This is a genomic window from Paenibacillus harenae (assembly GCF_030812415.1).
Taxonomy (GTDB): domain Bacteria; phylum Bacillota; class Bacilli; order Paenibacillales; family Paenibacillaceae; genus Pristimantibacillus; species Pristimantibacillus harenae_A.
Window position 1 is genome coordinate 300,352 of record NZ_JAUSST010000006.1, and the last position, 25,159, is coordinate 325,510.

Annotated in this window: 27 protein-coding genes; 16 read left to right on the forward strand and 11 right to left on the reverse strand. The window is 50.5% G+C overall.

Translation table 11 applies throughout. The features are described from left to right. Nucleotides 1–31 precede the first annotated feature (31 nt). The 6 genes from J2T14_RS22395 (at nucleotide 32) to J2T14_RS22420 (ending at nucleotide 8,234) form a co-directional block, all read left to right on the forward strand. Nucleotides 32–4,408 (forward strand): hypothetical protein, encoded by a 4,377-nt coding sequence (locus J2T14_RS22395; protein WP_307474354.1) that lies wholly within the window; start codon nucleotides 32–34, stop codon nucleotides 4,406–4,408. Between the two features lie 3 nt (nucleotides 4,409–4,411). After that, nucleotides 4,412–4,645: a hypothetical protein gene (locus J2T14_RS22400; RefSeq protein ID WP_307474355.1), complete on the forward strand. Its 234-nt coding sequence runs from the start codon at nucleotides 4,412–4,414 to the stop codon at nucleotides 4,643–4,645. A 552-nt stretch (nucleotides 4,646–5,197) separates the two neighbouring features. Continuing rightward, the gene (locus tag J2T14_RS22405) at nucleotides 5,198–5,767 is read left to right on the forward strand and encodes a hypothetical protein (protein WP_307474358.1); all 570 of its coding nucleotides are present in this window, start codon (nucleotides 5,198–5,200) and stop codon (nucleotides 5,765–5,767) included. A 12-nt stretch (nucleotides 5,768–5,779) separates the two neighbouring features. Further along, nucleotides 5,780–6,634: an N-acetylmuramoyl-L-alanine amidase gene (locus J2T14_RS22410; protein WP_307474360.1), complete on the forward strand. Its 855-nt coding sequence runs from the start codon at nucleotides 5,780–5,782 to the stop codon at nucleotides 6,632–6,634. Between the two features lie 246 nt (nucleotides 6,635–6,880). Further along, the gene (locus J2T14_RS22415) at nucleotides 6,881–7,654 is read left to right on the forward strand and encodes a DUF3800 domain-containing protein (RefSeq protein ID WP_307474363.1); all 774 of its coding nucleotides are present in this window, start codon (nucleotides 6,881–6,883) and stop codon (nucleotides 7,652–7,654) included. 172 nt (nucleotides 7,655–7,826) lie between these two features. Beyond that, nucleotides 7,827–8,234, forward strand: a complete 408-nt coding sequence (locus tag J2T14_RS22420) for a hypothetical protein (RefSeq protein WP_307474365.1) — start codon at nucleotides 7,827–7,829, stop codon at nucleotides 8,232–8,234. 285 nt (nucleotides 8,235–8,519) lie between these two features. Here J2T14_RS22420 and J2T14_RS22425 read toward each other — a convergent pair whose 3' ends face one another. The 3 genes from J2T14_RS22425 to mscL all read right to left on the reverse strand — a co-directional run bounded on the left by J2T14_RS22425 (nucleotide 8,520) and on the right by mscL (nucleotide 10,156). After that, complete coding sequence (locus J2T14_RS22425; RefSeq protein ID WP_307474367.1) at nucleotides 8,520–8,900, reverse strand: hypothetical protein; 381 nt, start codon at nucleotides 8,898–8,900, stop codon at nucleotides 8,520–8,522. A 187-nt stretch (nucleotides 8,901–9,087) separates the two neighbouring features. Next, nucleotides 9,088–9,723, reverse strand: coding sequence for an NUDIX hydrolase (locus J2T14_RS22430; RefSeq protein ID WP_307474369.1), 636 nt, complete (start codon nucleotides 9,721–9,723; stop codon nucleotides 9,088–9,090). After that, nucleotides 9,716–10,156 (reverse strand): large conductance mechanosensitive channel protein MscL, encoded by a 441-nt coding sequence (mscL, locus tag J2T14_RS22435; RefSeq protein ID WP_373458192.1) that lies wholly within the window; start codon nucleotides 10,154–10,156, stop codon nucleotides 9,716–9,718. The genes J2T14_RS22430 and mscL overlap by 8 nt, the downstream gene beginning before the upstream one ends. 261 nt (nucleotides 10,157–10,417) lie before the next feature. On the opposite strand from mscL, the gene J2T14_RS22440 reads away from it, so the two are divergent. The 3 genes from J2T14_RS22440 to J2T14_RS22450 all read left to right on the forward strand — a co-directional run bounded on the left by J2T14_RS22440 (nucleotide 10,418) and on the right by J2T14_RS22450 (nucleotide 13,506). Continuing rightward, the gene (locus J2T14_RS22440) at nucleotides 10,418–11,188 is read left to right on the forward strand and encodes a sporulation protein (RefSeq protein ID WP_307474373.1); all 771 of its coding nucleotides are present in this window, start codon (nucleotides 10,418–10,420) and stop codon (nucleotides 11,186–11,188) included. Between the two features lie 165 nt (nucleotides 11,189–11,353). Beyond that, nucleotides 11,354–12,469 (forward strand): DNA alkylation repair protein, encoded by a 1,116-nt coding sequence (locus J2T14_RS22445; protein WP_307474375.1) that lies wholly within the window; start codon nucleotides 11,354–11,356, stop codon nucleotides 12,467–12,469. Then, nucleotides 12,466–13,506, forward strand: a complete 1,041-nt coding sequence (locus tag J2T14_RS22450; RefSeq protein WP_307474377.1) for an FUSC family protein — start codon at nucleotides 12,466–12,468, stop codon at nucleotides 13,504–13,506. Before J2T14_RS22445 ends, J2T14_RS22450 begins: the two co-directional genes overlap by 4 nt. Before the next feature lie 58 nt (nucleotides 13,507–13,564). Here the strand turns inward: J2T14_RS22450 and J2T14_RS22455 are convergent, their stop codons facing one another. The 6 genes from J2T14_RS22455 to J2T14_RS22480 all read right to left on the reverse strand — a co-directional run bounded on the left by J2T14_RS22455 (nucleotide 13,565) and on the right by J2T14_RS22480 (nucleotide 17,485). Next, nucleotides 13,565–13,858, reverse strand: coding sequence for a transposase (locus tag J2T14_RS22455; protein ID WP_307206055.1), 294 nt, complete (start codon nucleotides 13,856–13,858; stop codon nucleotides 13,565–13,567). 24 nt (nucleotides 13,859–13,882) lie between these two features. After that, nucleotides 13,883–14,026, reverse strand: a complete 144-nt coding sequence (locus J2T14_RS22460; RefSeq protein ID WP_307206054.1) for a hypothetical protein — start codon at nucleotides 14,024–14,026, stop codon at nucleotides 13,883–13,885. 79 nt (nucleotides 14,027–14,105) lie between these two features. Next, entirely contained in the window at nucleotides 14,106–14,471 is a 366-nt protein-coding gene (locus tag J2T14_RS22465) for a hypothetical protein (protein ID WP_307474380.1), read from the reverse strand. 11 nt (nucleotides 14,472–14,482) lie between these two features. After that, nucleotides 14,483–15,091 (reverse strand): TVP38/TMEM64 family protein, encoded by a 609-nt coding sequence (locus J2T14_RS22470; protein WP_307206052.1) that lies wholly within the window; start codon nucleotides 15,089–15,091, stop codon nucleotides 14,483–14,485. Between the two features lie 14 nt (nucleotides 15,092–15,105). Further along, entirely contained in the window at nucleotides 15,106–16,299 is a 1,194-nt protein-coding gene (locus tag J2T14_RS22475) for an MFS transporter (protein ID WP_307474382.1), read from the reverse strand. Between the two features lie 16 nt (nucleotides 16,300–16,315). After that, nucleotides 16,316–17,485 (reverse strand): MGDG synthase family glycosyltransferase, encoded by a 1,170-nt coding sequence (locus J2T14_RS22480; protein ID WP_307474384.1) that lies wholly within the window; start codon nucleotides 17,483–17,485, stop codon nucleotides 16,316–16,318. Between the two features lie 132 nt (nucleotides 17,486–17,617). On the opposite strand from J2T14_RS22480, the gene J2T14_RS22485 reads away from it, so the two are divergent. Continuing rightward, a complete protein-coding gene (locus tag J2T14_RS22485) occupies nucleotides 17,618–18,595 on the forward strand; it encodes an aldo/keto reductase (RefSeq protein WP_307474386.1) in 978 nt (325 codons plus the stop codon). 49 nt (nucleotides 18,596–18,644) lie between these two features. Here J2T14_RS22485 and ilvA read toward each other — a convergent pair whose 3' ends face one another. After that, nucleotides 18,645–19,913 carry a threonine ammonia-lyase IlvA gene (gene ilvA, locus J2T14_RS22490; protein WP_307474388.1) on the reverse strand — a complete coding sequence of 423 codons (1,269 nt, stop codon included), beginning with the start codon at nucleotides 19,911–19,913 and terminating at the stop codon, nucleotides 18,645–18,647. Between the two features lie 117 nt (nucleotides 19,914–20,030). On the opposite strand from ilvA, the gene J2T14_RS22495 reads away from it, so the two are divergent. Beyond that, nucleotides 20,031–20,594 carry a hypothetical protein gene (locus J2T14_RS22495; protein WP_307474390.1) on the forward strand — a complete coding sequence of 188 codons (564 nt, stop codon included), beginning with the start codon at nucleotides 20,031–20,033 and terminating at the stop codon, nucleotides 20,592–20,594. A 70-nt stretch (nucleotides 20,595–20,664) separates the two neighbouring features. Here the strand turns inward: J2T14_RS22495 and J2T14_RS22500 are convergent, their stop codons facing one another. Further along, nucleotides 20,665–21,243 (reverse strand): exosporium glycoprotein BclB-related protein, encoded by a 579-nt coding sequence (locus J2T14_RS22500; protein ID WP_307474392.1) that lies wholly within the window; start codon nucleotides 21,241–21,243, stop codon nucleotides 20,665–20,667. A gap of 684 nt (nucleotides 21,244–21,927) precedes the next feature. On the opposite strand from J2T14_RS22500, the gene J2T14_RS22505 reads away from it, so the two are divergent. From J2T14_RS22505 to J2T14_RS22525, 5 genes are all read left to right on the forward strand, one after another. Next, a complete protein-coding gene (locus J2T14_RS22505) occupies nucleotides 21,928–22,086 on the forward strand; it encodes a hypothetical protein (protein ID WP_307474394.1) in 159 nt (52 codons plus the stop codon). Between the two features lie 40 nt (nucleotides 22,087–22,126). Beyond that, nucleotides 22,127–22,930 carry a hypothetical protein gene (locus J2T14_RS22510; protein WP_307474396.1) on the forward strand — a complete coding sequence of 268 codons (804 nt, stop codon included), beginning with the start codon at nucleotides 22,127–22,129 and terminating at the stop codon, nucleotides 22,928–22,930. Between the two features lie 23 nt (nucleotides 22,931–22,953). Then, entirely contained in the window at nucleotides 22,954–23,406 is a 453-nt protein-coding gene (locus J2T14_RS22515) for a flavodoxin (protein ID WP_307474398.1), read from the forward strand. Between the two features lie 24 nt (nucleotides 23,407–23,430). Beyond that, nucleotides 23,431–24,102, forward strand: coding sequence for a hypothetical protein (locus J2T14_RS22520; protein WP_307474401.1), 672 nt, complete (start codon nucleotides 23,431–23,433; stop codon nucleotides 24,100–24,102). Between the two features lie 146 nt (nucleotides 24,103–24,248). Beyond that, complete coding sequence (locus J2T14_RS22525; protein WP_307206041.1) at nucleotides 24,249–25,100, forward strand: AraC family transcriptional regulator; 852 nt, start codon at nucleotides 24,249–24,251, stop codon at nucleotides 25,098–25,100. Nucleotides 25,101–25,159 lie beyond the last annotated feature (59 nt).

A 25,159-nucleotide genomic window follows, 5' to 3' on the forward strand; every position in this document is an offset into this window, starting at 1 on the left:
TAGCACGCGCAGAGACAGGCTGAAACAGGAAGTGGTAAGCGAATCAGCTTCAGGTATCGATAGTAATGTACGAGCGATGGATCCGGACGTCTTTGATCCGTTTAAGCAGATGGATGCCGTAAGATCAACACTATCACCAATTTCAAAACCATCTGTTACAGCGGCAAGTCCTGCACCTAACGTAACTCTTCCAAGTGCGGGACAATTGTTGAAATCGGACAATGAGCGGTTCAGATCCGATCCGCGTCCTAAAGTAGACTTAGGCATATTAACGGATATTGCCGATGCCTACGAGAATACCATCGGAGATACATGGGTTGGTAAGGCTCTCACAGGCTTACAGAGAGCCGATAAGGCTGTGTTTGATGCCAAGAAGGGCGCACTAGATACGGCTACCTTTGGGGCTTCTAGGCCGTTAGAACGTGGAGCGCTGAACCTATTAGGTGACGATCGGTTAAATCAGATGTATGAGCAAAGCAAGGATAGCACGGCTGCTAAAGTTGGCGAGTTCGCCGGATACCTTGCACCAGGTCTAGCAGCAGAGAAATTAGCATCTATGGCGCTTAAACCACTCATTAAGGGACTTCCGACTATTGCACGGGGTGCTATTAGAGGCGGTGCAGCAGGTGCGCTGGATATGTTAGGTCAAGAAACCGGCGATGTAGCATTCAGACAACGTGAATTTGATCCGCTTAACATTGCTCTTGGCGCAGGAATAGGCGGCGCAGCAGGCGCGGCAGTGCCGCTTATCGGCAAAGGTATCAAGAGTATTGCAGATGCTCCTAAACGAGTCTTAGGAAGCCAACTTAATGCAATTAATCAAATCGACCAAGTAGGACGTGAAGGGCTTCAAATAGATAATGCTGTAGCTCGATTGGCAGACATTGACGAGCAGATTGCAAGTCTAGGGTCGAGAGGCAACAAAGCCGGATCGTATGGGGATGAGGCGCAGTCACTCTTGAATGATCGAGCACAGACGATTGATTATATCAAGCGTGCTGATCCCGAGTTCCAAGAACCATCGTTGCCAACGTTATCATCTGCTGCTGAAGCTCCTGTTACTGCGGGGACTCCACAAAATCGTGGAGTGCGTGCTAACTATCAAAATCAACTGAACAACGGGAACTTTTCACCCGAGCTCCAGCAGCGCATTAGGGACACAGATCAGACGTATGATATCGTTCATAATGTCGATGCAGTTGCAGAAGCGAATAAGCGTGTCAGCGATCTGCCTAGAGCAGAAGCTAACTTTATAACTGCTGAAGCAGTCGATGATAATCATATCGCTACAGGGTATCGTTTAATGCAGGAGTTAGACGCGTTAGGAGAGCATGATAGGGCTTTTAATATCGCGGATAAGTTAGCCAAAGACTTGACAAAGATCGGTCAATCCATGCAAGCGGCAAAGATCATATCGCGTCTTAGCCCTGAAGGCCAGTTAGTTCATTTAGCACGTGTGGCAGCAAAGAATAATAAACCGGTTACCGTTGCGGAACAAATAAAGTTTAAAGAACTCGCTGCCGAAGTTCAAGATAATATTGGATCCGGCATCAGAGCTAATAAGCTCAATGAGATATTGGATAATCTCGAACAAGGTAAGACAGTATCCAATGAGGATATGAAGCAGCTGAGCAACCTGCTCGATCGTGCAAGTAAGTACGTAAAAACAAAAGCCCCAAAAGATCAGATTCCTAAAGAACTAAAGGACGTTCGAACACGGGATAAGGTCATTAAGTTCTTTGATGATGCTGAGAGCCAAGCTTTAGCACGTATCCAAGCGCGTAAGAATCGTTTGAATGCACTCCCAATCGACGAATGGGCAGATCACGCTATTGTTGTAGCTTCACAGATCATAAAGGGCGGGGTAAAAGCGGCATCTCATGTTGATGATATGGTTCGTCTTTTTGGTAATGAAGTACGCCCTCACGCTGCTGAAATATTCGCCAAGGCTCAAAAACTGGCTAATAGGACAACACGAAATATCGGCGCTGGAAAGGTTGAAGAAGCTAATAGAGCATTCCGCAAGTTATCAGGAGAAGAGGCAAAAGAAAAGGTAATCGTTCAAGAAACTGCTACTTTAGTACGTAAATTAATTGATGATGCCAAAGTTGGAATTCTCGACCAAGCGGATGTTCAGAAGCTACGCGACTATTCGGATGAAATAGCGGAATTCGTCAAGCCTTCAAAAGTTGTGTCAGATGAACAAAAATACTTGCAAACGGTAAAGTCGTTGGCTAAAAAGATCGCTCAAGTTGAAAGCGAAAAGGTTATAAGGCCACAGGCTAACAAAGAGGTTGAGGGGTTGCTTAGACAGGTTGCTAAATTGACTGATGAAGTGATACCTCCTGCTGACAAAGTTAAAGTAGATACAAGAGCGCTTAGTGATATTGCTCATGATGTTCTTGAGAAAACTAGACCGACACCGAAACCAACGAGTCTTCAAGAAAAAATAGTTGAGAAATACATCAAAGACAACCCAGTTAAGACGGAAGATATATCCAAGCTTCGTGAACTGGCACGTCAGGTAACGGAATTATCGGGTGATGATGCTGCTAGAGCTGATATGGCCATGCAGAAGATTCTTAACAGCTATGAAAAGGCAAATTGGTGGGATCGCATACAGGCACTGCGTTACATTTCAATGTTGCTCAATACTCATACGCAACTTGTTAATACCGTATCCGGACCGATTATGGCGTCTACGGGAACCGTAGCTGATGTATTCGGCACAATGATTGACATTTCGATGAGTAAGCTGCTTAAACAACCAAGAACGACCACTTTATACGGAACGAATCCGTTAAAATTTATTGCAAATTGGTTGAAGAACGCAAAAGTAGGTGCAAAAGCTGGTTGGGAGGGTGTGAATCCATCGGGTATTGCCGGACCGAACGAGATTCGAGGGCTTACGTATAAGAGTCTTAAAAACGTGCTAGGTATTGCAGAGCGGTCTTTAGGGGCGGTTGCAAAGGGCGCTGACTATGGCACGTATAAATCGGTCCAACAGTCAGAAATGAAGAAAATCGCTTATCTTGATGCAGTTAACAACGGCATTAAAGGCAAGCAAAACATTCAACGTCATATAGAGGACTTCATGAATAATCCTCCTGATAAAGCTATTCTGCAAGCTGACCGGATCGGGAAAAACACAACGTTCCAACGGAATGATACTCTAGGCGGTAGCGTAGCGAACTTCCTTTCTAATCCTCCTGGCAAAGCTAAGGTGCTTAAACCCGTTATAGGTGCGATCTTCCCGTTTGTACGAACGCCAGTTAACATTGCATCAACAGCGGTCACAATGACACCTGCCGGTATTATCAAAGGTCTGTATCAGCTCACAAGCAAATCTGATGCGTCTCGTCGTGAAGCTATCCGAACGCTATCTCTCGGCCTAACTGGTACGGGGTTGTCTGCATTGGGGTACTATTTAAGCAACATTGGCATAATTACAGGTGCTAATGATAGCGGAAATAAAGACGTAGATGCAGTACGTGAACAAGCTGGACATGGCAAATACCGTTTTAACACATCGGCGCTATTACGTTATCTCCAAGCCATGGGAACAGGTAAAGGTGCTGATGAAGCAGCTAAAGCAGCCAAATACCGTGAGGGAGATAAACAGTTCGATTATAACAAGCTTCAACCATTGGCATTCCCTCTCGCTATTGGTGCTGGGCTAGAAAACAAGAGCGACGGAACAGCCACGGAAATGATTTCTGGAGCTGGCAAAGATGCTTACGGCTCATTGTATGGGATGTCTACCTTGAAGGGTGTACAGGACGTATTCCAGCCATCATACGGCGGTACATTAGGTGAGAAAGCGTTGGGCGCTCCTACACGGGTACTCACATCGTTCCTGAAGAGTTTCAGCCCGAGTGCTTTGGCTCAAGAAGCGCGGAGAGAAGATCCTTTCCAACGTAAGACGAGCTACAACAACGGCATATTAGAGGATACCGGTTCATACTTCAAAACACGCACTCCTGGTCTATCTCAATCGTTACCGCCGAACAAGACAACACTAGGTAAGACGAAAGAAAATGCAAAAGGCATTGCCGGTAGCTATTTGAATCCTTATCGTTCTGAAGTGGCTCCGTACAGTGAGGCTGCTGAAATTGTTTCGAAGCTTATCGATAGTACAGGGAATCAGAAGCTTGCGCCTAGCGCTCCATCTAAAACGATAGATGGTACGAATCGCGCTGGTGAGAGTGTAGAAATAACAATACCTGCGGACCGGTACGCAAGGTATCAAGAGGAACTAGGAAATGCAATCACTAGTCGTATTGTATCAATCCCTAACGGCCTAACTGACGAACAAAAAGCGGAGCGAGTACTTAAGATTTATAAGATTGAAGAGAAGAGATACAGCGATCAAATTAAACGTGAATTAGGAATTAGAATAACGAGGTGATTTATGCGCGATTTTATCGAAGTAGCGAGAAGGTTTATAGGATTCATTGTTGAAATTAACGGTTTTCCTCTTAGCCGTAAGATAGGCGCATATGCGCTTGTTATTGCTGGATTTTTAATCGCAATACCTTCTGCAATATTCTGCTTATTGTTTGGTTGGGCGATTATTTCTGGTATCTTTGACGGATCTATCTTTCCGAACATTGATCCGGACAGCACTGAGTGGGATATCAGGTAGAAGAAGTTATATTGCACGTCTAAAACAACCATGATATGCTTAAAATAAGAAAGAGCGCAGATGTTGGAAGCATCTACGCCCTTGGTACACAGCCGCGTAAAGAGCGGGAGGCTTTGGAAGATTGGTTAGAGATAGACCGAACCTTGCCGGGGGCGGTCTATTTGTCTTTTCTGACAAGCAACACGAGAGTAGCGAATGCGATCATAAGATACATCGTCTCGAATACTGTCATAGCATCATCCTCCTTTCACAGAGGATTAGCCGACCGCCCATATAGCCAACCGTGTACTGGTATTATTATATCTATTATTTACAAGTCTGTCGCCTATGATATATAATAATCTCAAATCCGAAAGCATCGGTGAAGAGAGTCGCGGGAAAGCATCCCAGCGGCTCTTTTTCTTTAGGAGGAACTATGACCGATCCGCCTATTATTGAGTTTCATGAAGATGAATACCTGAAATCTGCTTTGGACGATGAGACATTACGCATCGTCCTTTTATTTTACGGTCAAGACGTCAAAGACTCGCTACTATATAAGGATGATGCCGCATGTTCGACTTCATCGATTGGTTTATCGAAAACAGGAACAAGCCGTTAGGGTACATCATCCTAGCGGCTTTTGTATTTCTAATCGACCGCTTTGGCCGCAAGCTCATTACTGATCAGGTAAAGCGGCTATTTCACGTTGAAGATAAAACGGAATTTAAACAATACGTACAAAACCAGCAGCGAATAGAAGAGAAATTGGAACTATTGCTGCAGAAAGAAGGGATCACATGGCATGCGCCTACGTCACCGCTAGATTCAGCGGATACAGCGACGAGAAGAAGAAGGTTGTTCTTACCGCATTGGGTGGGGTTATCTCCTGTCCGCGCTGCAATACAATACATCAACTATTGGAGGTTCAAAATGTCAAACATTAATAAAGGAATCTTAATTCCGCTGTTGTCGGCTATCGCGCTATTTGTGAAAGAAGCATTCGGTTACGAAATTTCGACGGAGCTTATCGATATGTCTGCTAACATTATCCTATATCTGATCATGGCGGCCGGACTGTTTATGAACTTCAAGAAGAAAAAAGACGTACAGAAAGACGATACCGAGGCGTATTACCACTAGGAGGGTACAACGATGGACATTATCGACAAGCCAGTACCCAGCTTTAACGAGCGTAATGGGAAGGTGCCGGTCATCATCGTCAATCACATATCAGTAGGCACAATGGGAAGCATGTACAATACATTTGCGAATAAGGCTAATAGAGCGTCCTCCCACTTCGGAGTAGGTCGTGACGGATCTATCGTGCAATATGTGGACATTAACAAGGCTGCATGGACACAAGGGCGTATACAAGCTCCTACGGCTTCAATCATCAAGCAGTTGATGGGCGATCCCAACAAATACGGCGTATCCATTGAGCATGAAGGATACCCCGGTCACGGTCTAGATGGCGATCTAACAGAGGAGCAATTCTATGCTACCTGTTGGCTACACAAGCACATTCAAACCGTAGTAGAAGCCGAATACGGCGTTAAAATACCGCTCAACTCGCATCAGGTATTAGGTCATTATCAGATCGATTCAATCGGCAAACCGTTATGTCCTGGACGAGCATTCCCGTGGGCGCGGTTGTATTCTGAGCTGGCCATTGCGGATTCTCTTTCATTAGAAGTGTATGGTGAGAGATTGGAATATTTGAAGTCAACAGCTTCTGAGGTTGTTAATGCATATGCATTTTCAAACCGAGTCAAAGACTTGCGCAATAAATTCGAAATCGAATCTTTAAAGGAAAACGCTAAGAATAAAGTGTTGATGCTTACTCCTATTTTGCCGCAGATAGGATTCACTGGAGAAGTAACTCCTGAACGAATAGCTGAGAAAGTGAGCGAAGTATACAATAACTCTTTAGTCAAAAAGAACAATAAAGAGGGAATACGAAAGCTGCTGATCGGATATAACTTCGCAAAGCAGCTCGGCCTCCTGTAATGGGAGACCGTATGTGGTATAATTTTATTGGGGGAGAGCGTAACAGTTCTCCGGTTGATTTACCTACGGGACTCCTTTCGCTGGGAATGCGGGGAGTCCTTTTTTTATTTAAAAAGTGAACATCGGTTCTCTTGTATTGAACGGGAGAATAGTGCTAATCTATGGAAATAGGAAAGAAGTTCCATAGAAAGGCGGAGATTAATTGTCTAATTTAGATAAAATGACCCTCCGAAGGGAGGACTATATATGCACACTCATTTAGTTTTTTTAGATGAATCAGGTGACCATAGTATGCAGCACATTGACATCCAGTTCCCAGTTTTCGCTCTAGCAGGTATTATTTTTGAGAGCAATTATTACTACAATGTGGCCAACCCCATTATAGATGGGTTAAAATATAAATACTGGGGGCATCGGAATATAATATTCCACTCAGTAGACATCAGAAAACAGAAAGATGTTTTTAGTATTCTCCGCCAAAAGGAAGTAAGAGAATCATTTTTGGATGATATGACAGGAATGATGAATGCTCTTGATTATAAAATTATTGCTTCAGGGATTCACAAAGCAGATCATATGAGGCAGTACACAACGCCTGAAAATCCATATAATTTGACGCTTGAGTTTATTATGGAACGTTTATTTTTCTACTTTAAAGGTTCGCCATCAAAGTGTCTGTTAATCGCGGAGTCAAGAGATGATGCGGATAACAGAAGGCTGTATCAGGTGTTTAGTAGGCTAATGAGGAATGGTAATGGTAATGTATCAGCTGCTGAATTTCAAGCTAACATAACTGATCTTAAATTTATTCCTAAGGTTAATAACGAGAACGGGAATCAAATATCTGACTTAGCTGTCTATCCAATAGCAAGGAAAATTATTAGTCGAGCTAGAGGCTATGAACCATACCACTCAATTAAAACTAAATTTTATTCGAGACTAAACGGAGACTTCTGGGGTTACGGTTTAAAGGCTTTCCCGGGTCAAACATATGTTCGAATTAAGGCGGAAGCTGATTGACTTTGAAATAGTTAGGGTATATTATAAAAGCAAGAGATAAAGGGGACTGGGCTAACCCGGGCCTCTTTTTATTTTATTGAATTTAAGTGTTGGCAGTTGTATCCTTAACGTCATCCGTGTTGGATGATTATCAGGGTCTAGCGTCCAGCACTTTTTTAATTGGAGGACTAACATGCCTAAAAAACCTCTTCCTCAATTTAACTCTCTCGCGGAATCCCTCGCATTTTACAAACAATATGGACAGCTAACCCCGGGCGGTCGAGTTGGCGAAAATGGTGAGAAACATATCTACACCTACAACGTCAGAGATGGCCGCGTGCTTGATCTATACTTTTACAAAGACGGTCGAGTGGAAGAGATTAAGATTCCAAAAACGGGCCCTATTTATGTGTATCATTCCGATGATATGGAAAAAAGGGAATCAGATCGTGAGCAGATAGCCGAGTTTGTGAAGAATGGCATATGCGAGTGTAAAGCTGAAGGGCGCTTTCGATGGAGGACGATCGGACGTACTCGCGTATATGCGTGCATTAAATGTAATAGGCCGGTTTATTATACGTTGCAGCCGCCGGTGAAATGATCCCCTCAAATAAGAGGGGGTTTTTATTTGTCCAAACAGTTACTTTTGTAGGTACTTTAAAGGTAGTAATGCCCTTCACCAGCATCAAAGTACAAAAACAGCCACCTTAATGGGTGGCTGTTTTTGTGTTATGTAGATAAGAAAAAAGCTTACTTCCAGAATTTCAAAATGGCGTATACGATTACTAATATGTCCGTGATGAATTCTATTATAGAAACAATCTTGCCGGATCTACTCTTCCCTGCCATGGGAACAGGCACAACCTCCTTTACGGCGCATATTCTATTACAGCAAAAATAAGCTGGGATGAACAAGCAATGAGCAGCGAGGAGTGAGAATATGCCGCGCATACCGAATTTTCCTCCGGCCTTGCTGGAGGAGCATCGCATATGGCATCATACGAACCATTTGGCGCCCGGTTCCATGCCGCCGCCGGGGTTTGGGGAACGTTTTCTGCGTTTCCACCGCGATTTCATTTATCGTGTCGCCAACTGGTACGCGGGTCAAGGATACGACATGAATGCGATTGCCGGGTGGAACGGGATACCGGATGCGATCAGACGGGCGCCTTGCTATAATGCGGCAGCGGAGCAGCGCGTTACCTATCAGCCGCAATCGTTTCGTTCGGTGGATGAGCTCGGCAGCTTCATCGAGGTCAATCTGCATGGCTGCTTGCACCCGATGGCGGCACAGCTATGGAATAACCCGGAGCTGAACGACTTCGATATGGCGCCGCGGAACACCGAGTTCTATAACATTCATTTCATGATTGACGGATGGTTCCGGAATTGGGAGCGTGCATGGGGAATGCGCGGACCGGGCACGGACCGCGCAAAAGGGAAGCAAACCCGCTCTACGTGCAATTGCGGAGCGAGCGAAGGACGTTCGTATAATAAGAAAAATCGCGCGGAACGAATTGATCCGCCCTTACAACAGCATGTGCCTCGATTAGCGGGCCGCCGCCCGGAGGCAGCTCCACGCCGTAAGCCGACAATTCAGGCAGCGAGCCCTCGAACAAAGCAAGCAGCTCCTCCAGTTCTACTTCAAACACCCCGGCCACTTCTTCGGGCTGCAGCCGCAGTTCGGCCAGAGGCGTCTCGCACACGAGGCCGAACACATCGCTAACCTCGCGGTCGATGAACGGAACGCCGTTCACGACCCCTTCGCATTGCTCGCGAACCTGGCAGAGCGGAATGAGCTGCTCGAGAGGAGCTTGCACGCCAAGCTCCTCTTCCAGCTCGCGCACCGCTTCCGTAAGCGTCTCTCCTGCCGTTAGATGGCCTGCTGCCGTAATATCGTAGCAGCTTGGGTTCGTATCCTTCGTCGTTTGCCGAAGCTGGAAGCGGACCAGTCGATGATCCCCCTCCTTGCGTGTCAGCCAGCAATGAATGGTTCGATGCCAATAGCCCTTCGCATGCGTCTCGGACCTTGTTGCCGTGCCGAGCGGGTTCATATGCTCATCGTAAATGTCGAACAGCTCATCAGCCATGCGAAACGGCCTCAAGCTGGGAAGTGCAATGCTTGCAGCGGGTAGCCTTGATCGGAATCATAGACAAGCAGTACGGGCACTCTTTCTCCATTGGTTCAGCTGGCGCTTCATCCTTCTTCTTCTCGGTGCGACGCAAAATATTAATAACCTTAACCAACATGAAAATACAGAATGCGACGATTAGAAAGTCGATAAGCACGTTAATGAATTGTCCGTAAGCGATGACCGGAGGGACAAAACTGTCATCGGCTACTTTGAGCTGATCGATCTTCTCCTGCGAGTAAAGCTGAATTTTCAAATGCTTGAAATCGGCTCCGCCCAATATTCTCCCGATCGGCGGCATAATGACGTCGTTGACGAGCGACGTGACGATTTTGCCGAACGCTCCCCCTATAATGACACCGACAGCCAGGTCGATGACGTTGCCGCGCATGGCGAACTCTTTGAACTCTTTGATGATTTTCAACACAGCTTCCTCCTGCTCCTCATTAACTATAGTTTGCCCTGAATCTAGCAAATGTATTCTATCATTCTAGCTAAAATGATCGAAAGTGAAAAGTGCCGGGAGAACCGCACGCGGACGGAGTGGGAACTTTAGCTGAAACCTGTTCGGAACGGCGTACGTATAAAAACTCACCATACAGACTTGAAGCAGCATGGATAATCGAAAGCCAATTTATAGGAGGATGTTCATATGTTCAATCGTTTTCTAGCCAGCATCGGGATTGGGAACGCAACAATCGATACGGTTTTGGAGAAGTCGCGCTACATGCCGGGAGAGGTCGTTCGCGGCGTCGTGAGGATTCGCGGAGGCAACGTGGAACAGCAGATCGAGACGATTCACTTGGCCGTCATGACCCAATACGTGCGCGAGAGCAACGACCAGAAGCATACCCAGAACGGCGAAGTCGGCCGCTACCATGTAAGCGCGCCGTTCCTGCTGAAGGCAGGGGAGAATCGCGAGGTGCCATTCTCGTTCAACCTTCCGCACCAAACGCCGCTCACGTTCGCTCGTACGCCGGTATGGGTGAAGACGGAGCTTGACGTTCGCGGCGGCGTTGACCCAAGCGATAACGACAAGATCGAGGTTGTGCCGACTCCGCAGATGAATACAGTGCTTGAAGCGATGAACCACCTCGGCTTCCAACTGCGCAAAGCGGACTGCGAATACGCATCCCGCCTTGGCGGCAGCATGCCGTTCGTTCAGGAGATCGAATTCGTGCCAACGACGCAATTCCGCGGCCAATTGGACGAGGTTGAAGTGATGTTCTTCCCGTCTGAACGGGAGCTGGAGATCGTGCTTCAGATCGACCGCCGCGCGCGCGGACTTTCAAGCCTGTTCGCCGAAGCCATGAACATGGACGAATCATTCGTTCGCGTCAAATATACGCACGAACAGCTTAGCCAAGGACCGGCGACGGTATCGCATCAGCTGGCAGACATTATTTCGCGTTTCGCCCGTTAATAGCGTATCGAGACGGCAGCCGTAGCCTGGAAGACGTTCCGCTTGGAGCGTCTTTCGGGCTTTTTTTTTGCTGCGAAACAACCTAGGCAGTCTCTGCGCTTGTGTCATTTCCCGCGGACAAACGTTATAATTCATCATAACAGAGCAATAAGGGAGGATAACCAGTTGGCCGAACCGTTAAAAGCATTATACGACGGACTATTTATCGAACAATTCGCAGCCAAGGTGCAGGCCGCATGGCAGCCGTTCGACGAGCGTTCCTTCGCGGAGCGGGTGCGCGGAGGCGAGTGGGAGCGCCTGGAGCTGAAAGCGCGTGCCAGAGCGATTACGCTGGCGCTCGGGGCAGAGCTGCCGGGCAAATATGAAGAGGCGTTAGCGGTATTGTTCCAGATTGACGAGCAATGTACGGGCTTGCCTTATATTTTTTTCCCTGACTTCGTCGAGGTATACGGGCTGGAGCAGCCGGATTGGGAGCTGTCGTTCACGGCGCTCGCAAGATTCACCCAGCGTTCAAGCGCAGAGTTCGCGATACGGGCATTCATACTGTCGGATCAAGCGCGTGCTATGCGACAAATGCTCGTTTGGGCAGACGATCCGAACGAGCATCTCAGAAGGTTGGCCAGCGAGGGGACAAGACCGCGTCTGCCATGGGCGCAGGCGCTTCCGTTATTCAAGCGCGATCCATCGCCGATATGGCCGATCCTGGAGAAGCTGAAGCAGGACTCATCGTTGTATGTACGCAAAAGCGTGGCGAACAACCTGAACGATATAGCCAAGGATCACCCGGAGCTTGTCATCGAGCTTGCGGAGAGATGGCATGGCCGCCATGAATGGACGGACTGGATCGTCAGGCATGGCTGCCGCACCTTAATTAAGCGCGCAGAGCCGCGGGTCATGCATCTGTTCGGCTATTCGGCAGCCGCAGATGAGCAGAAGCTATTCACAGCGGCGTCGCTTACGGTGACGCCGTCCGAAGTTGCGATCGGCGGGGAAGTAGAGCTGAGCTACGAGGTCCAGCTTCGCCAGACTGCGCGTACGAAGGTGCGTATCGAGTACGGGATCGACTTCGTCAAGTCGGGCGGCAAGACGTCGCAGAAGCGGTTTCTGCTATCGGACCGCGAATATGCGGGCGGAGCCGTGGCGAAGGGCAAGAGGAAGCATCGGTTCGCCGATTTGACGACGCGCAAGCATTATGAAGGGCTTCATCGCTTGACCTTATGGGTGAACGGCGCCTGCGCGGCGAGCAGCGAGCTGCTCGTGAAAGGGGAAGTGAAGAAATGACTATCGGAGGAAGAGTGCTCAAGACCGGTATGGCCGTCGCGCTCTCGATCTACTTAAGCAGCCTCTTCGGCTTCGCAACGCCGCTTATTGCCGCCGTCGCAGCGATCTTCACCATTCAGCCGTCTATCTATCGCTCCTGGCAGCGGGTCGCGGATCAATTGCAGACGAACCTGCTAGGAGCCCTTATCGCGCTTGCGGCGGTCAGACTGTTCGGACATACGCCGATCGCGGTCGGCCTTGTCAGTATCGTCGTTATATTAATTAGCATTCGGCTCAAAATGGAAAGCACGATCAGCCTGACGCTCGTCACCGTCGTCGCCATCATGGAGGCGACCGGACAAGGCTGGGATGTGGCAATTGAACGCTTCCTTATGGTGCTTACCGGTATCGGGGCATCCTTCGCGGTTAACGTACTCGTCTTTCCTCCGCGCCCGAAGAAGCAGTTCAATGAGCAGGTCAGCGGGGCGTACACGCAGCTGTCGCTGTTGCTTCGAACGGCAATTTCGAACGAGATGAAGGAGCAAGTGTTCCGTCAGGAGAAGGATAAGCTGCATGGAACGCTTCGCAAGCTGGAGGAGCGCTATCTCGTCTTCGAGGAGGAACGCAAAATATTGGCGCGCACGAAGACGAGCCATGCCCGCAAGCTGCTCGTATCCAAGCAGATGATCAAGACGCTGCAGAAGGGCGCCGATCTGCTTGACGTGGTCGAGGAGCATTATTTTGCATCGCCAAGCGCGAATGAATGGGCGGTCCGGTTCGACCGTCAGATCGAGGATATGAGCAAATACCATGAGCATATTTTGCTGAAGCATGAAGAGAAAATTAAGCCGAATGCGCAGATCGAGCCGGAGGAAGAGCGCGAGGCGCGTCTTGTAAAGGATCTGACCGCTTATATTATAGAGGATCCGGACGAGAACAAGCGACTCGTCTTCGTCGCTGCGGCTTTATTCGAATATGCGTACCACCTTCGCAGGCTGGAGAAGCTGGTTGATCAAGTACAGCAGCGAACGGCAGCGGGTGAGGTTAAGGAAGGTTAATGGTGAAAGAAGCAGGCTTCAGGCGTCCGGATGACGCCTGAGAGCCTGCTTCTTCTAGTTAATCGTCCGTCTTGTTGCTGCCCTTGTGACGACGCGGATGCTGCATGTGAGCTTCCGGATCGTCATCGTCATCATGCGGCACAAAGCGCGGATCGGTCGTACCTTGGTGATGATTGCTGAAGTCAAGCTCAACGAGCTCCCATTCGGTATTTCCGAGTATGATATCGGCGGGAAAAACGTCTCCGCGCTTCAACTTCTCCTCGCGTCCCGCTTCGTTCCTGTAGACGCCGTCTACCTCAACCGGCTCATGGGAGAGCGGATGCATCTCATTGTGCTTCTCATTGTCGCTCATCGTATAATACCTACCTTCCTATGTTCAAAGTCCGTGCTTCGGCACTGCGGCGCGGTCGGCGGTCGATTGCTGTTCGCTGGCGGCTTGCTTGCTGGCGAGATGGCGATCGGCTTTCGATTGCGCTTTGCTGGCTGCCAGTTGCTGATTGGACGGTTGTGATCCGGACATGGCGGCATCCTCCCTTCGGCAGAAGATCATCAACAGTTTGCCACAAAAGGAGTCATTGTATGAATGCCGCTTAAGCCGGCTACAACAAACGGAGATCGCAGGAAGGACAATGCGCGTCGTTCTCGGTTACCGTCTCGCCGCAGGCCGGACAAGGCTCGGAGAACGGAGCTGCGGATTTGGAGAGGGAAGACGGCGCCGAGGACGAAGAGGGTGGCGAGGTTGCGCCCGGCTGGGTAGGGCGAAGATGAGCAGGCGTGCCGAATAACGTCTCGACCATCTCGCGAATTTCGGCATGCTTGTCCTCGCCGCTCGAGGCTATGCGAATGAAGAAGATCATCCCCGCAAGCAGCAGAAGCGCCACGAGCAGGACAATTGCCGTGGCGCCGAAGCCGAGCCATGAGAACATGAGCTGTATGTGCATCGCCGTAAACGATAAGCTTGTCATTAACGCTCACCTCATCCGTTTACTTGATAGCGCGACTCCAGCTTTTTGCCGCCGAACCACATGACGAGAACGGCTGTAATCGTAACGAATATGCGCCACGGCTCATCGATGAGATTGCCAATATCGAAGCTAATGAGCGATATGCTAAAGATCATAACGGCTTTGCCGAGAAGGGTAGCGAGCAGGAACGTCTTGAACGGAATATTGCTGATGCCCGACACGACCGTAATGATAACCGAAGGCGTGAACGGGAAGCATGCCAGCAGGAATAAAGGAGTAAAGCCTCTATGCTCCACCCAGTTAAAGAAGCGCTCCGACTTCGGGAAGCGGCGCATGACCCATCCCTTGAATCGTCTGCCTATCTTGCGGCTAATCCAGAATACGCATAACGATCCCGCCGTCACGCCGATCCAGGAAAACAAGAAGCCGAGCCCCAGACCGTAAATGTTGGCGTTCGCGGCTACGATGACGATGAGCGGCAAGAAAGGCAGGAACGATTCCAGCATCGGCAAGAGCAGCCCGGGCAACGGCCCAAGCTGCGAGTAGCTCTCCAGCGTTCGTTGAATTTGGTCCAGATCCATATATCTCAAATTATGCAGCCATTCCTGCCATTCGTTCATAATCTAACTCCGTTCTACTTGTTTGTTGCAGTCCCGCCTGCCCTAAGCGCATGGAATGGAAACCATAGGTAAAAGAGGCCGATAAGGCCGAACAGAGCGGCGCTAAACCATACGACGGTCGTCTCGCCGTTCCAAGTGGCAAGAAGACCCCCGACTACGGGGCCGATCATAACGCCGACACCCTCGACGGTAGACAGGATACCCCATCCGAGCCCCTCTTGCTTCGGCGGCACGTAGGCCGCGAGAAGGGCATTCCACGAAGGCAGCACGGAGGCGTAAGACAGACCAAGCGCAACCGCTATAAGTAAACAATACCAAAAGGGAAGTCCCCATGCCAGCATGTACAACGCGAAGGCGAAAAATCCGAATCCGAATACAAGAAACCATTTCCTGCCGCCAAGCTTGTCGGACAGCTTGCCCATCGGTATGAGGCCGGCCGCGGCGCATGCGCCGCCGACCGTCAGCAGCACGGAGTATTGCGTGCCGGTTATGCCAAGCCGGTTTTCCGCGAAGGCAGGAAGGATAGGAACGAGCATGCTCGCTCCCATCGTCTGCAGAATCATGCCCGGCAGCAGCAGCTTCATCTGACTCATTCTGCTGCGAAGGACGCCAAGCTGCTCGCGTATCGGCATCCGTTCACGCTTCTGCGCGCGCTGCTTGCTCATGAACATGGAGAGCAAGCAGGCGAGCACCGACAGGCTGACGAGCAATGTGTAGGTGAAAGAGGAGCTGTAATCGAGCAAAATATTGCATACGATCGGTCCGCTTCCAAGTCCGACAAACCATATCGTATAAAGGAAACCCATCTGCGTGCCGCGCTGTCCCTCGGTTACTTTGGTCAAGCAAACGATCCAGATCGGCGACATGCCGATGCCGTATATAGCCGCCGCGCCGATGAACATCCATGGAAGATCGGCGAATTGGAGCAGGTAAACGCCGATCAGCGATATGAACAGCCCGACTTGAACGATAAGACGCATCGAGAAACGATCCAGCAAATAACCGATGGCAATCTTAAGCAGCGTATCGGTAATATAGTGAGCGGATATAGCGACACCGATAACATCGGGCGATAACCCCAGCGTCTTCGCCCCATAGATCGGAAGCAGACTGACGAGCACGGCACCGCGGACGAATTCGACGAAAAACATAATGATGGAGATGAGGGTCATCTCCGCTCCAAACCAGCGTTTTTGTTTTGTCGGCACGGATAAGCTCCTTATTTTATAGGATAGAAGCTCTGCCCATTATAGAGTGTCTGGATAAAATATCCGAAACAATGCTGTCCGCTGCCGTCTGCGCCGTCTGAAGCTGTTCGATTACTATCCTGCTGTTAGTTAAACGTATCGGATCGTCAATCAGTTTCATAATTTGCGCGCAGAGCTCGGCAGGGTCGCGTGCTATAGTGGCAGCGCCCTTCGACGAGAGATATTTCGCATTCTGTTTCTCTTGTCCGGGAACCGGACGGTAGGCGAATATAGGCAGCTTGGCGGCAATAGCCTCGGAGAGCGTAACGCCGCCGGGCTTCGTTAGGATGCAGGAAGCGAGCGACATTAGCTCGTGAATCGTATCGATGAAGCCGTACACCCGCAGCCGCTCGGCTTCGGGGTGGAGGGCGAATTGTTCTAACGTCGCGGTTCGAAGCTGCTCGTTGCGTCCGCAGACAAGCGCGATCTGAAGCCCGGGATGACTGAGCAGGCGGCTGCATATCTCGCCAAGGTCAGCCAGCGTGCCTTGCGCTCCGGGCATCATAAGAACGACAGGCCGATCCGGGGAAAGGCCATAACGGCCGTACAGCGCATCCGTTGCATCGAGCGTGCGGAAGCTGCGCCGCAGCGGAATGCCGCTCACTTGAACGCGGCCCCCCGGAACGCCGATATGGGCAAGCTCTTGTTTCAAATCTTCAGTCGCTACATAATAGCGGTCGATGCTTGGATGGACCCATCGGCGATGCAGATCGAAGTCGGTGATGACCGCATAGGAGGGCGGGTGGTACGACGCGCGCCTCCTGCGGGCGATCGGCGGAACGGCGAGCAGCGGGAACGTATGGATAACCGCATCGGGCCGCTCGGCGGCGATAATTCGCCTTATTTTCTCGCTTCCGAAGGAATGCAGCAGACCGCCTAACAGCGAGTTGTGCTTGATCGGCTTCGTAACGTCATACATCCAGCCGTACAGTGAAGGCATAAGGGTATAGCTTTGTTGATAGAAGCGCCTCGTTACTTCATTCAACCAAGGGTGCGATTCGGCCATCAGGTCAATCATAACGGAGCGGTAATTGCCCCTCTCCTCCAGCGCGCCTTGAATGGCGCGGGACACTTGCAAATGTCCGTCCCCGTAAGAAGCGTACAATATCAATAATTTCGGATGCCGGTTATAATCGGAACGAATCATAGGCACACCTCCTGCCGGTAGTATAACGGGCTTTTGTCATCCGAGCGTGAACTCAGTTTTGATCCTTTATATTATTTTTGTATAATGGATTTAATATCCGCCTATTTAAAATTTGAAGGAGCGATAGCGAAGATGGAGTATGCGAAGCTGGGACGTTCAGGTCTTAACGTAAGCCGTTTGTGTCTGGGTACGATGAATTTCGGCGTGGATACGGATGAGAAGGAATCATTTCTTATTATGGATGCCGCTTCGGAGGCGGGAATCAACTTTTTTGACACCGCTAACATCTATGGCTGGGGCGAAAACTCGGGGCGTACGGAGGAAATCATCGGACGCTGGTTCAAACAGGGCGACGGCAGACGCGAGCGCACCGTTCTTGCTACGAAAGTATATGGCGATATGCACGACGATCATGATGGACCTAATCGCGAGGCGGGTTTGTCGGCATACAAGATTCGCAGACATCTGGAGAGCTCGCTGAAGCGTCTTCAAACCGATCATATAGAGCTGTATCAAATGCATCACGTTGACCGCAGCGTGAATTGGAGCGAGCTATGGAGAGCGTTCGAGAACGCCGAAGCGCAGGGCAAGATCGGCTACGTGGGCTCGAGCAACTTCGCCGGCTGGGACATTGCGGTGGCCCAAGGAGAGGCGAAGGCGAGAGGACATATCGGCCTCGTGTCCGAACAGCACAAGTATAACCTGCTCTGCAGGCTGCCTGAGCTCGAAGTGCTTCCGGCTTCGCAAGCGCTTGGCCTTGGCGTTATTCCATGGAGTCCGCTCGACGGCGGCTTGCTCGCGGGCAACCATCGCCGCAAGGACGGCGGACGACGCAGCGGCGACGCGAAGCGGATCGACCAGCATCGCAAGCAGCTGGACGCGTATGCCAAGTTCTGCGACGAGCTCGGCGAGCCGGAGGATCTCGTATCGCTCGCGTGGCTGCTCGCGAACCCGGCCGTGACGGCGCCGATCATTGGCGTGCGCACGCTCGACCAGTTCAAGCGCTCGTTACGCGCGCTCGAGGTTAAGCTCGGCGAGTCGGAGCTGAAGCGGATCGACGAAATCTTCCCGGGCCCGGGCGGCGACGCGCCTCGCGCTTACGCCTGGTAAAACAAAATAGCGCCCCCGCCGCAAGCCGGCAGGAGCGCCACGATACCAATCAAATCAATAGATTAAACAAGACGGGGTCCTTGTTCAACTCGACGAACTGGAAGCCTTTGCGCGACATGCGCTCCACTAGCGGGGCGTAGTCGTCGCGATGCTTCAGTTCGATACCGACGAGAGCGGGACCATTGTCCTTATTATGCTTCTTCGTGTACTCGAACCGGGTAATATCGTCGTTAGGCCCAAGCACTTGGTCCAAAAATTCACGCAAAGCACCTGCGCGCTGCGGGAAGCTCAGCATGAAATAATGCTTCAATCCCTCATAGATGAGCGAACGCTCCTTAATTTCCTGCATCCGGTCAATATCGTTATTGCCGCCGCTTACGACGCATACAACCGTCTTGCCCGCGATCTGCTCGCGGTATGCTTCAAGAGCGGCAATCGTCAGCGCGCCGGCAGGCTCGGCGACGATGGCATTCTCGTTATACAAATCGAGCATCGTCGTACATACTTTGCCTTCCGGCACGGCGATAACGTCATCCAGCAGCTCCTTGCATATCGCGAACGTGAGGTCGCCGACCCGCTTGACGGCGGCGCCGTCAACGAACTTGTCGATTTGATCGAGCGGCGTGACTTCGCCCATTTCGAGCGAGACGCGAAGCGAAGGCGCGCCTTCGGGCTCGACGCCGATCAGCTTCGTCGCAGGCGACACGATTTTGATATAAGAAGCAACGCCAGCCGCCAATCCTCCGCCGCCGACCGTTAAGAAAATGTAATCCGGAATCGATTCGGCAGCTTCCATGATCTCTTGTCCGATCGTACCGTTGCCTGCGATAATCATGGCGTCGTCGAACGGGTGAACGAACGCCATGCCGCTGCGCTGGCTTTCGGCGATAGCTTCTGCGTAAGCGTCGTCGAACGTATCGCCGGTCAATATCACTTCAACCTGCGAGCCGCCGAAGAAGGATACCTGCGTCACCTTCTGGCGAGGGGTTGTGCTGGGCATGTAGATTTTGCCGGGAATGCCTAGCGTCTGACACGAATAAGCAACGCCTTGGGCGTGATTGCCTGCGCTTGCGCAGATAACGCCCTTCTCGAGCGTCTCTGGTGACAGGGAGCGAATGAGATGGTAAGCGCCTCGTATTTTGAACGATCGGACGATCTGCAGATCCTCGCGCTTAAGCAGCAGATTGCAGCCGTAACGCTCGGACAGCACGCGATTGTATTGCAGCGGCGTACGTGTAATGACATCTTTCAAATGCATTTGTGCATGTACAATATCTTCAAGCCCGATGCGGGGTGAAGGTTCAACGTGTCGACTCATAAGCGTCCATCCTCTCGATCTGCATGAATATCAATAATTATTATCGATCTATTATAGCATCTTCATTACCGGCTGACGCATTTCATGTCGAAGAATTAGACGAGAAGGAGGCCATCCATGCGAAAAGCACTCAAAAGACTTGCTGTTTTCATCGTAATCGTCGTATTGCTTCTAGCAGGGGGAGGTTGGTGGCTCATCACCTATATCGAGCCCGATGAGGCGCTCACGATGAATTATGAGCCGATTAGCGTGAAGGATAAAGCGCTGAATATGATCAAGAACCTGAAGCCGGAGCTTGTGCTGACCGAAGCGGATATTAACAATTTGCTCAAAATGCATTTATCCGAGTCCGCCGAACCGCTTGCCCCGGACACGACGTTAGATGGTGCTGTATTCGAGCTTGAAGGCAACAGGCTGATCGCACGGCTGAATGTTACTTACAAGGATCGCGTGCCTGCGCAGTTGCAGGCGGAGTACAAGCTCGAGTGGCAAGCGCCGAACATCGTGCTAAGACCTCGGGCGTTAACCGTCAAAGAGGTGCATCTGCCGCTGCGATTGCTAGAGACGCAAGTCATTCCGCTTGATCTGCCGCAGCAGGACGTCGTTACCGTACAAGACGTACAGTTCAGCGGCGATCATATAAGTATTCTTTTTAAGCTGCAGCTGAAGTTGAACTTTTAATTTAATAGTTTCATATAAATAGCGAAGAACCGCCCACTGATGTGAGCGGTTTTTTCTATAGTTTATACGATTAGTTGATCGTAATGCCCGCGCTTGCGAAACCAGTCGCCGTAATCAGCTCGATAAGAGCGTCGCCTGCAACGGAGTAGACCATCAGCAAGCGAGTAGTTGCTGTTACCGGAACGGCTATTGGCGAAGTGATGCCGCCAAACGTATCGCCGATCGCAATCAATCCGGCTGGAAGAGTCATATTTACTAGAGCGGTTGCCACAGGGGTGAATACGTTATTGGTTAAGTCTGTGTTGCTATAGAGCTGCGCAGTTACGGTTGCTGGTCCCGTCAGTGTGAGTGTAGCCGTGTTGCTGAATGTAGCTGAAATCGAAGTAATCGTTCCGTCGCGAGGGACGGAGAAGGCCATATTTGGACCGAGAAGTGCGATATTGGCAAGACTTGTCAAATCGATTGTTCCACCAATCAAGGAAACTCCCGGAAGGGCTGTGCCAAATGCGACAAGACTTACGGTCGACACTAAACCTAATACCGAAGTAAGGACTACGGGGATACCGGAAGCGAACGGAATGATCGAACCGGTCGTTCCTGGCGCGCCGGTCGCGCCGGTAGCACCGGTAGGCCCGATAGGACCGATCAAGCCGGCAGCGCCGACAGCCCCTGCGGGTCCAACAGGCCCAGCAGGTCCGACGGGTCCAGCAGGTCCGGCAGGACCAACAGCTCCGCCTCCTCCAGTACCGCCACCACCACCATTCGGGCCATAGTACCCGCGCGGACCTCTAGGACCTCTGAGTCCTCTGGGTCCTCTGAGCCCCGTTGGAACGTTAACTAGTATTTTATCGGTTATGATTTTTTTCTTAACGATGACACAATCTTTCTTTCTTTTTGGATGACATTTGACAACACGCTTTTTTGCACAACGTTTTTTCTCGTTTAGATAACCCAGTTGAAGCACCTCCCTATTATTTGTTCCTATATTATGTATGCCCGGTAGAAGCGGATTGGGATTTTGTATGCTATTTTACAATAAATAACCTTTTTTTGTTAAAATGGTTATTTGCTAGCAATAGATTCGTCTATGTCGAGTAGATAAGGCCCGAACTTTCATACCCAGACTAATCCCTTTGCTGGGGGAGAAGGGCGGATTAAGGCGGCGGCGTAGGTAGTTGAAGGATAGGACTGAGTAATAAGGACTGGTCTTCCGCAAACAGGATAGAAAGGATTGACAATATGAGTGAGAATAGTTATCATATATACGAAAGTGATAATCATTATCAGTTAATGCGGATGAAAATAGTGATAGCCAAGGCAGGAGGTTTCTTTAATGGGCTTGTTATATGAGATGGTAACGAATAAGCGGGAAGCGACTGTCCTGCTGCATGAGGAGAACCGGACTGCCGGAGACAATATGAAATCAATCCAATTAACGCCGCAGGGACGGGTTCTGCCTGACCTGATACGGGAAGATAAGAATGAGACATAGATGCGCGAGCATACATACCTGAAACAAAGGAGAGAGACATATGCAGACGGAAACAAGCAGGCCATGGAACTGGCTGCTGTTCCCTTTTTCATCGATCAAGGCTGGGCCTGACTTTTTGTACGCTGCTTCGGTCGGGCATGGCGTATATGCCATTGATGCTTCCGAGAAATGGGTGAAGCTGGGCAGCGGCATGCCGGACGGAGCGGCGGTCAATCGGCTGCAATTGCAGCATGATCTGCTTCACGCTTGCACGAGCGACGGCTTGTATGAATGGGATGGCAGCGAGTGGGTGAACGACGGTCTTACGATACCGTGCTACCAATACCGCCTGATCGGCGGCACTTCCTACGCGGCAACCGAATACGGGCTGTGGTCGAAAGGAGCGGGAGGCTGGGAGAAGGCGGCATGCTCCGACAAGAGGGTATTCGATTTTATTAACCTGCCGCAGTATCTCGTCATTGCGCATGAGAGCGGTATTTCGCTCTATGATCGGTTCATGGATGATTGGGCGCATTTCGAATTACAGGCATGCGTAACCAGCTTGGCCGTGTTCAGAGGCCATCTGATCGGTACGAGCGACAAAGGCGAGCTTCTTATCGGCGATAAGAAGGGGCGCTTCAATCGGATCCGTTTCGGCAAGCCGTTTATTTTCTCCGTGCTGGCAAAGGGGAACGACATTTATGCGTGCACCGACAAGGGATTGTTTCGGCTTGCTTATATCGGCCAGCAGGTGACACTGCTCTCGGTTAAGCTGGGATGCCCGGTTACGGACGTCGATTTGCAGGGCGACAGTATATATATGGCCACGCTGTTTCAAGGGATTCAAACATTGAATAGGGATTAGAAGACGATAGGAGGGCTGGTCGGATGCCAAAAGTATTGGTCGTATATGCAAGCATGACTGGCAATACGGAAGAAATGGCGGAGGCGATCGCGGCAGGAGCGGCCGAAGCAGGGGTGGAGGTCGTGTCGAAGGAGGCGTTCGACGCTTCCGCTGCAGAGCTGCTTGAGTACGATGGCATCATTATAGGCGCGTACACATGGGGAGATGGCGAGCTGCCCGACGAGTTCATCGATTTCTACGAAGGGATGGACGGCCTTGATCTCACTGGCAAAAAAGCAGCCGTATTCGGCTCGGGCGATACGTCATACCCGATTTATTGCGGCGCTGTCGATACGATTGAAGTGAAGCTGCGGGAGCTTGGCGCGGAGATCGTTGCAGAGAGCATGAAGTTCGAATATAATCCTTCGAACGAAGAGCTGGAGCAAGGCAAGAGAGTCGGCCGCCAAGTAGCGGGACTTGCTGCGGTTGCAGGATAATCAGACGGAAGGGCGGCCGTTGCGATGAGCCGGATGCATGAAGTATTGCGGTTAGAGGACTACAAGCTGGAAGAGCTGCTGCGCAGCACTCGTGGCCAGGCCGAGCGGGGTGGTGAACGGGATGTGACTTGGAAGCAGCTGGCGCAATATGCGGCCAGCCATTGTTTGAACGAATTTTACGCGCTTCCGATCGAAGCGCGAACGGAGCAGTCGATAACGGCTATTATCGAGCGGCGATGGAGCAATCGCTATTATAAATTTCATTCAAACGAGCATTATTTGCAAATGAAGCAAAAAGTGATTTCGCATTTAACGGCGTATCTGACAGGGGAGTACCGGACATGCGAGCCGATCGTTCGATTCGAGCAGCTTAGCGCTTACGTGCCGTCCATAGATATGGAGCTTTCGCAAATTTTTCAACTGATTATCGAGGATGTTTCAGCCGTGAACGGCTATACGGTACAAAAATACGTAATCGACGAGAATGAAGCAACGGTTTCGACGTTCTTCCACATGACAACGGTGTTCTGCGCGCATGCGTTCGAGGTGCTTCCCGTCACGATAGAGGTACTGTCGCTGCTTAGCGGCAAACGTTTCGTCTGTTATCCCGATGAATCAACTCTCCTGCAATCTCTCGACTATATGCGTTTGGCCAAAAGTCTATTGCCCCTTCCCAGTGTGGAACTGGTGAATTAGGAATCAAGTTTAAAAAATGCAGGTTTTGAGCTATCCGGTCCGGATAGCTGGAAGCCTGCTTATTTGTTGTAGACAATTGAATCCGATTTCAAGTAACATGGCAGTAGTTAGAAGGGTCATAGAAGAACCACTTGGGAGAGATCAGGTTGTCAGAGGAATTATTACTAACATTTCGTTCGCCGCCGCTGCCCTTTTTTATAGAATCGAATCGATTAACCTATGGTGTAGGCGAGGAGCATCCGAACCGTTCCAACTTGGGCGTATTTGACCTGCTGTTTGTTAATGAGGGCTCGCTTCATGTAGCCGAAGAGAATCGCAGATGGAAGCTTGGTCCTGGAGATGTACTCATATTGCGACCCGATCGGTGGCATTATTCAACGAAGCCATGCTCGGAAGATACGGTGTTCGACTGGGTTCATTTTCAGACGGTCGGCGCTTGGGAAGAGACGGAAGGAAGCCAGTCGGGCTCGCTTCGCGGCGACTATTATACGTATGCCATTCGGCTGCCGAAGCATATGAAGTTGACCTATCCGGACGAAGCTAAAGTTATATTCTCGCAGCTGCACGAGGCGGCTAAAAGCTCATCGCATGGCGCATTCTGGGATCGGCAGCAGCGTTTTCTGCATTTATTGCAAATGCTGGACGAGGGCTGGAGGTCGGACGCGGCGAAAGCAGCCGTATCGGTCGCGGAACGGGCGGCTGCGTATTTGAAGCTCAATTACCGCAATCCGATCAGCAACACGATGCTTAGTGAAGTGCTGCAGCTTCATACGAACTATATTACACGCTCGATGACCGAGGTGTTCGGCTGCACGCCGCAGCAATATTTGCTTTATTACCGCTTGGATCAGGCGAAGCTCCTGCTCATTAAGACGGACTGGACGATTGCCCGCGTAGCGGAAGAGACGGGCTTCCGGCAAACGCCGCATTTCTCGAGGCTGTTTGCCTCCAATACGGGCATGCCGCCGCTGAAATTCCGCAAACGGTTCACGATGTAGAAGTTAATCGGATTCATGAATAATTTTCCTCCGTTAATCAAAAACTGGTTTCAACAACG

Bases quoted from the DNA above. Each gene is read 5' to 3' on its own strand.
- J2T14_RS22400 (WP_307474355.1), top strand. From the start codon at position 4,412: ATGCGCGATTTTATCGAAGTAGCGAGAAGGTTTATAGGATTCATTGTT.
- J2T14_RS22405 (WP_307474358.1), top strand. From the start codon at position 5,198: ATGTTCGACTTCATCGATTGGTTTATCGAAAACAGGAACAAGCCGTTA.
- J2T14_RS22410 (WP_307474360.1), top strand. From the start codon at position 5,780: ATGGACATTATCGACAAGCCAGTACCCAGCTTTAACGAGCGTAATGGG.
- J2T14_RS22415 (WP_307474363.1), top strand. From the start codon at position 6,881: ATGCACACTCATTTAGTTTTTTTAGATGAATCAGGTGACCATAGTATG.
- J2T14_RS22420 (WP_307474365.1), top strand. From the start codon at position 7,827: ATGCCTAAAAAACCTCTTCCTCAATTTAACTCTCTCGCGGAATCCCTC.
- J2T14_RS22425 (WP_307474367.1), bottom strand. From the start codon at position 8,900: ATGCAGATTGACCTCGATGAAGCTGCCGAGCTCATCCACCGAACGAAA.
- J2T14_RS22430 (WP_307474369.1), bottom strand. From the start codon at position 9,723: ATGGCTGATGAGCTGTTCGACATTTACGATGAGCATATGAACCCGCTC.
- mscL (WP_373458192.1), bottom strand. From the start codon at position 10,156: ATGCGCGGCAACGTCATCGACCTGGCTGTCGGTGTCATTATAGGGGGA.
- J2T14_RS22440 (WP_307474373.1), top strand. From the start codon at position 10,418: ATGTTCAATCGTTTTCTAGCCAGCATCGGGATTGGGAACGCAACAATC.
- J2T14_RS22450 (WP_307474377.1), top strand. From the start codon at position 12,466: ATGACTATCGGAGGAAGAGTGCTCAAGACCGGTATGGCCGTCGCGCTC.
- J2T14_RS22455 (WP_307206055.1), bottom strand. From the start codon at position 13,858: ATGAGCGACAATGAGAAGCACAATGAGATGCATCCGCTCTCCCATGAG.
- J2T14_RS22460 (WP_307206054.1), bottom strand. From the start codon at position 14,026: ATGTCCGGATCACAACCGTCCAATCAGCAACTGGCAGCCAGCAAAGCG.
- J2T14_RS22465 (WP_307474380.1), bottom strand. From the start codon at position 14,471: ATGACAAGCTTATCGTTTACGGCGATGCACATACAGCTCATGTTCTCA.
- J2T14_RS22470 (WP_307206052.1), bottom strand. From the start codon at position 15,091: ATGAACGAATGGCAGGAATGGCTGCATAATTTGAGATATATGGATCTG.
- J2T14_RS22480 (WP_307474384.1), bottom strand. From the start codon at position 17,485: ATGATTCGTTCCGATTATAACCGGCATCCGAAATTATTGATATTGTAC.
- J2T14_RS22485 (WP_307474386.1), top strand. From the start codon at position 17,618: ATGGAGTATGCGAAGCTGGGACGTTCAGGTCTTAACGTAAGCCGTTTG.
- ilvA (WP_307474388.1), bottom strand. From the start codon at position 19,913: ATGAGTCGACACGTTGAACCTTCACCCCGCATCGGGCTTGAAGATATT.
- J2T14_RS22495 (WP_307474390.1), top strand. From the start codon at position 20,031: ATGCGAAAAGCACTCAAAAGACTTGCTGTTTTCATCGTAATCGTCGTA.
- J2T14_RS22505 (WP_307474394.1), top strand. From the start codon at position 21,928: ATGGGCTTGTTATATGAGATGGTAACGAATAAGCGGGAAGCGACTGTC.
- J2T14_RS22510 (WP_307474396.1), top strand. From the start codon at position 22,127: ATGCAGACGGAAACAAGCAGGCCATGGAACTGGCTGCTGTTCCCTTTT.
- J2T14_RS22515 (WP_307474398.1), top strand. From the start codon at position 22,954: ATGCCAAAAGTATTGGTCGTATATGCAAGCATGACTGGCAATACGGAA.
- J2T14_RS22520 (WP_307474401.1), top strand. From the start codon at position 23,431: ATGAGCCGGATGCATGAAGTATTGCGGTTAGAGGACTACAAGCTGGAA.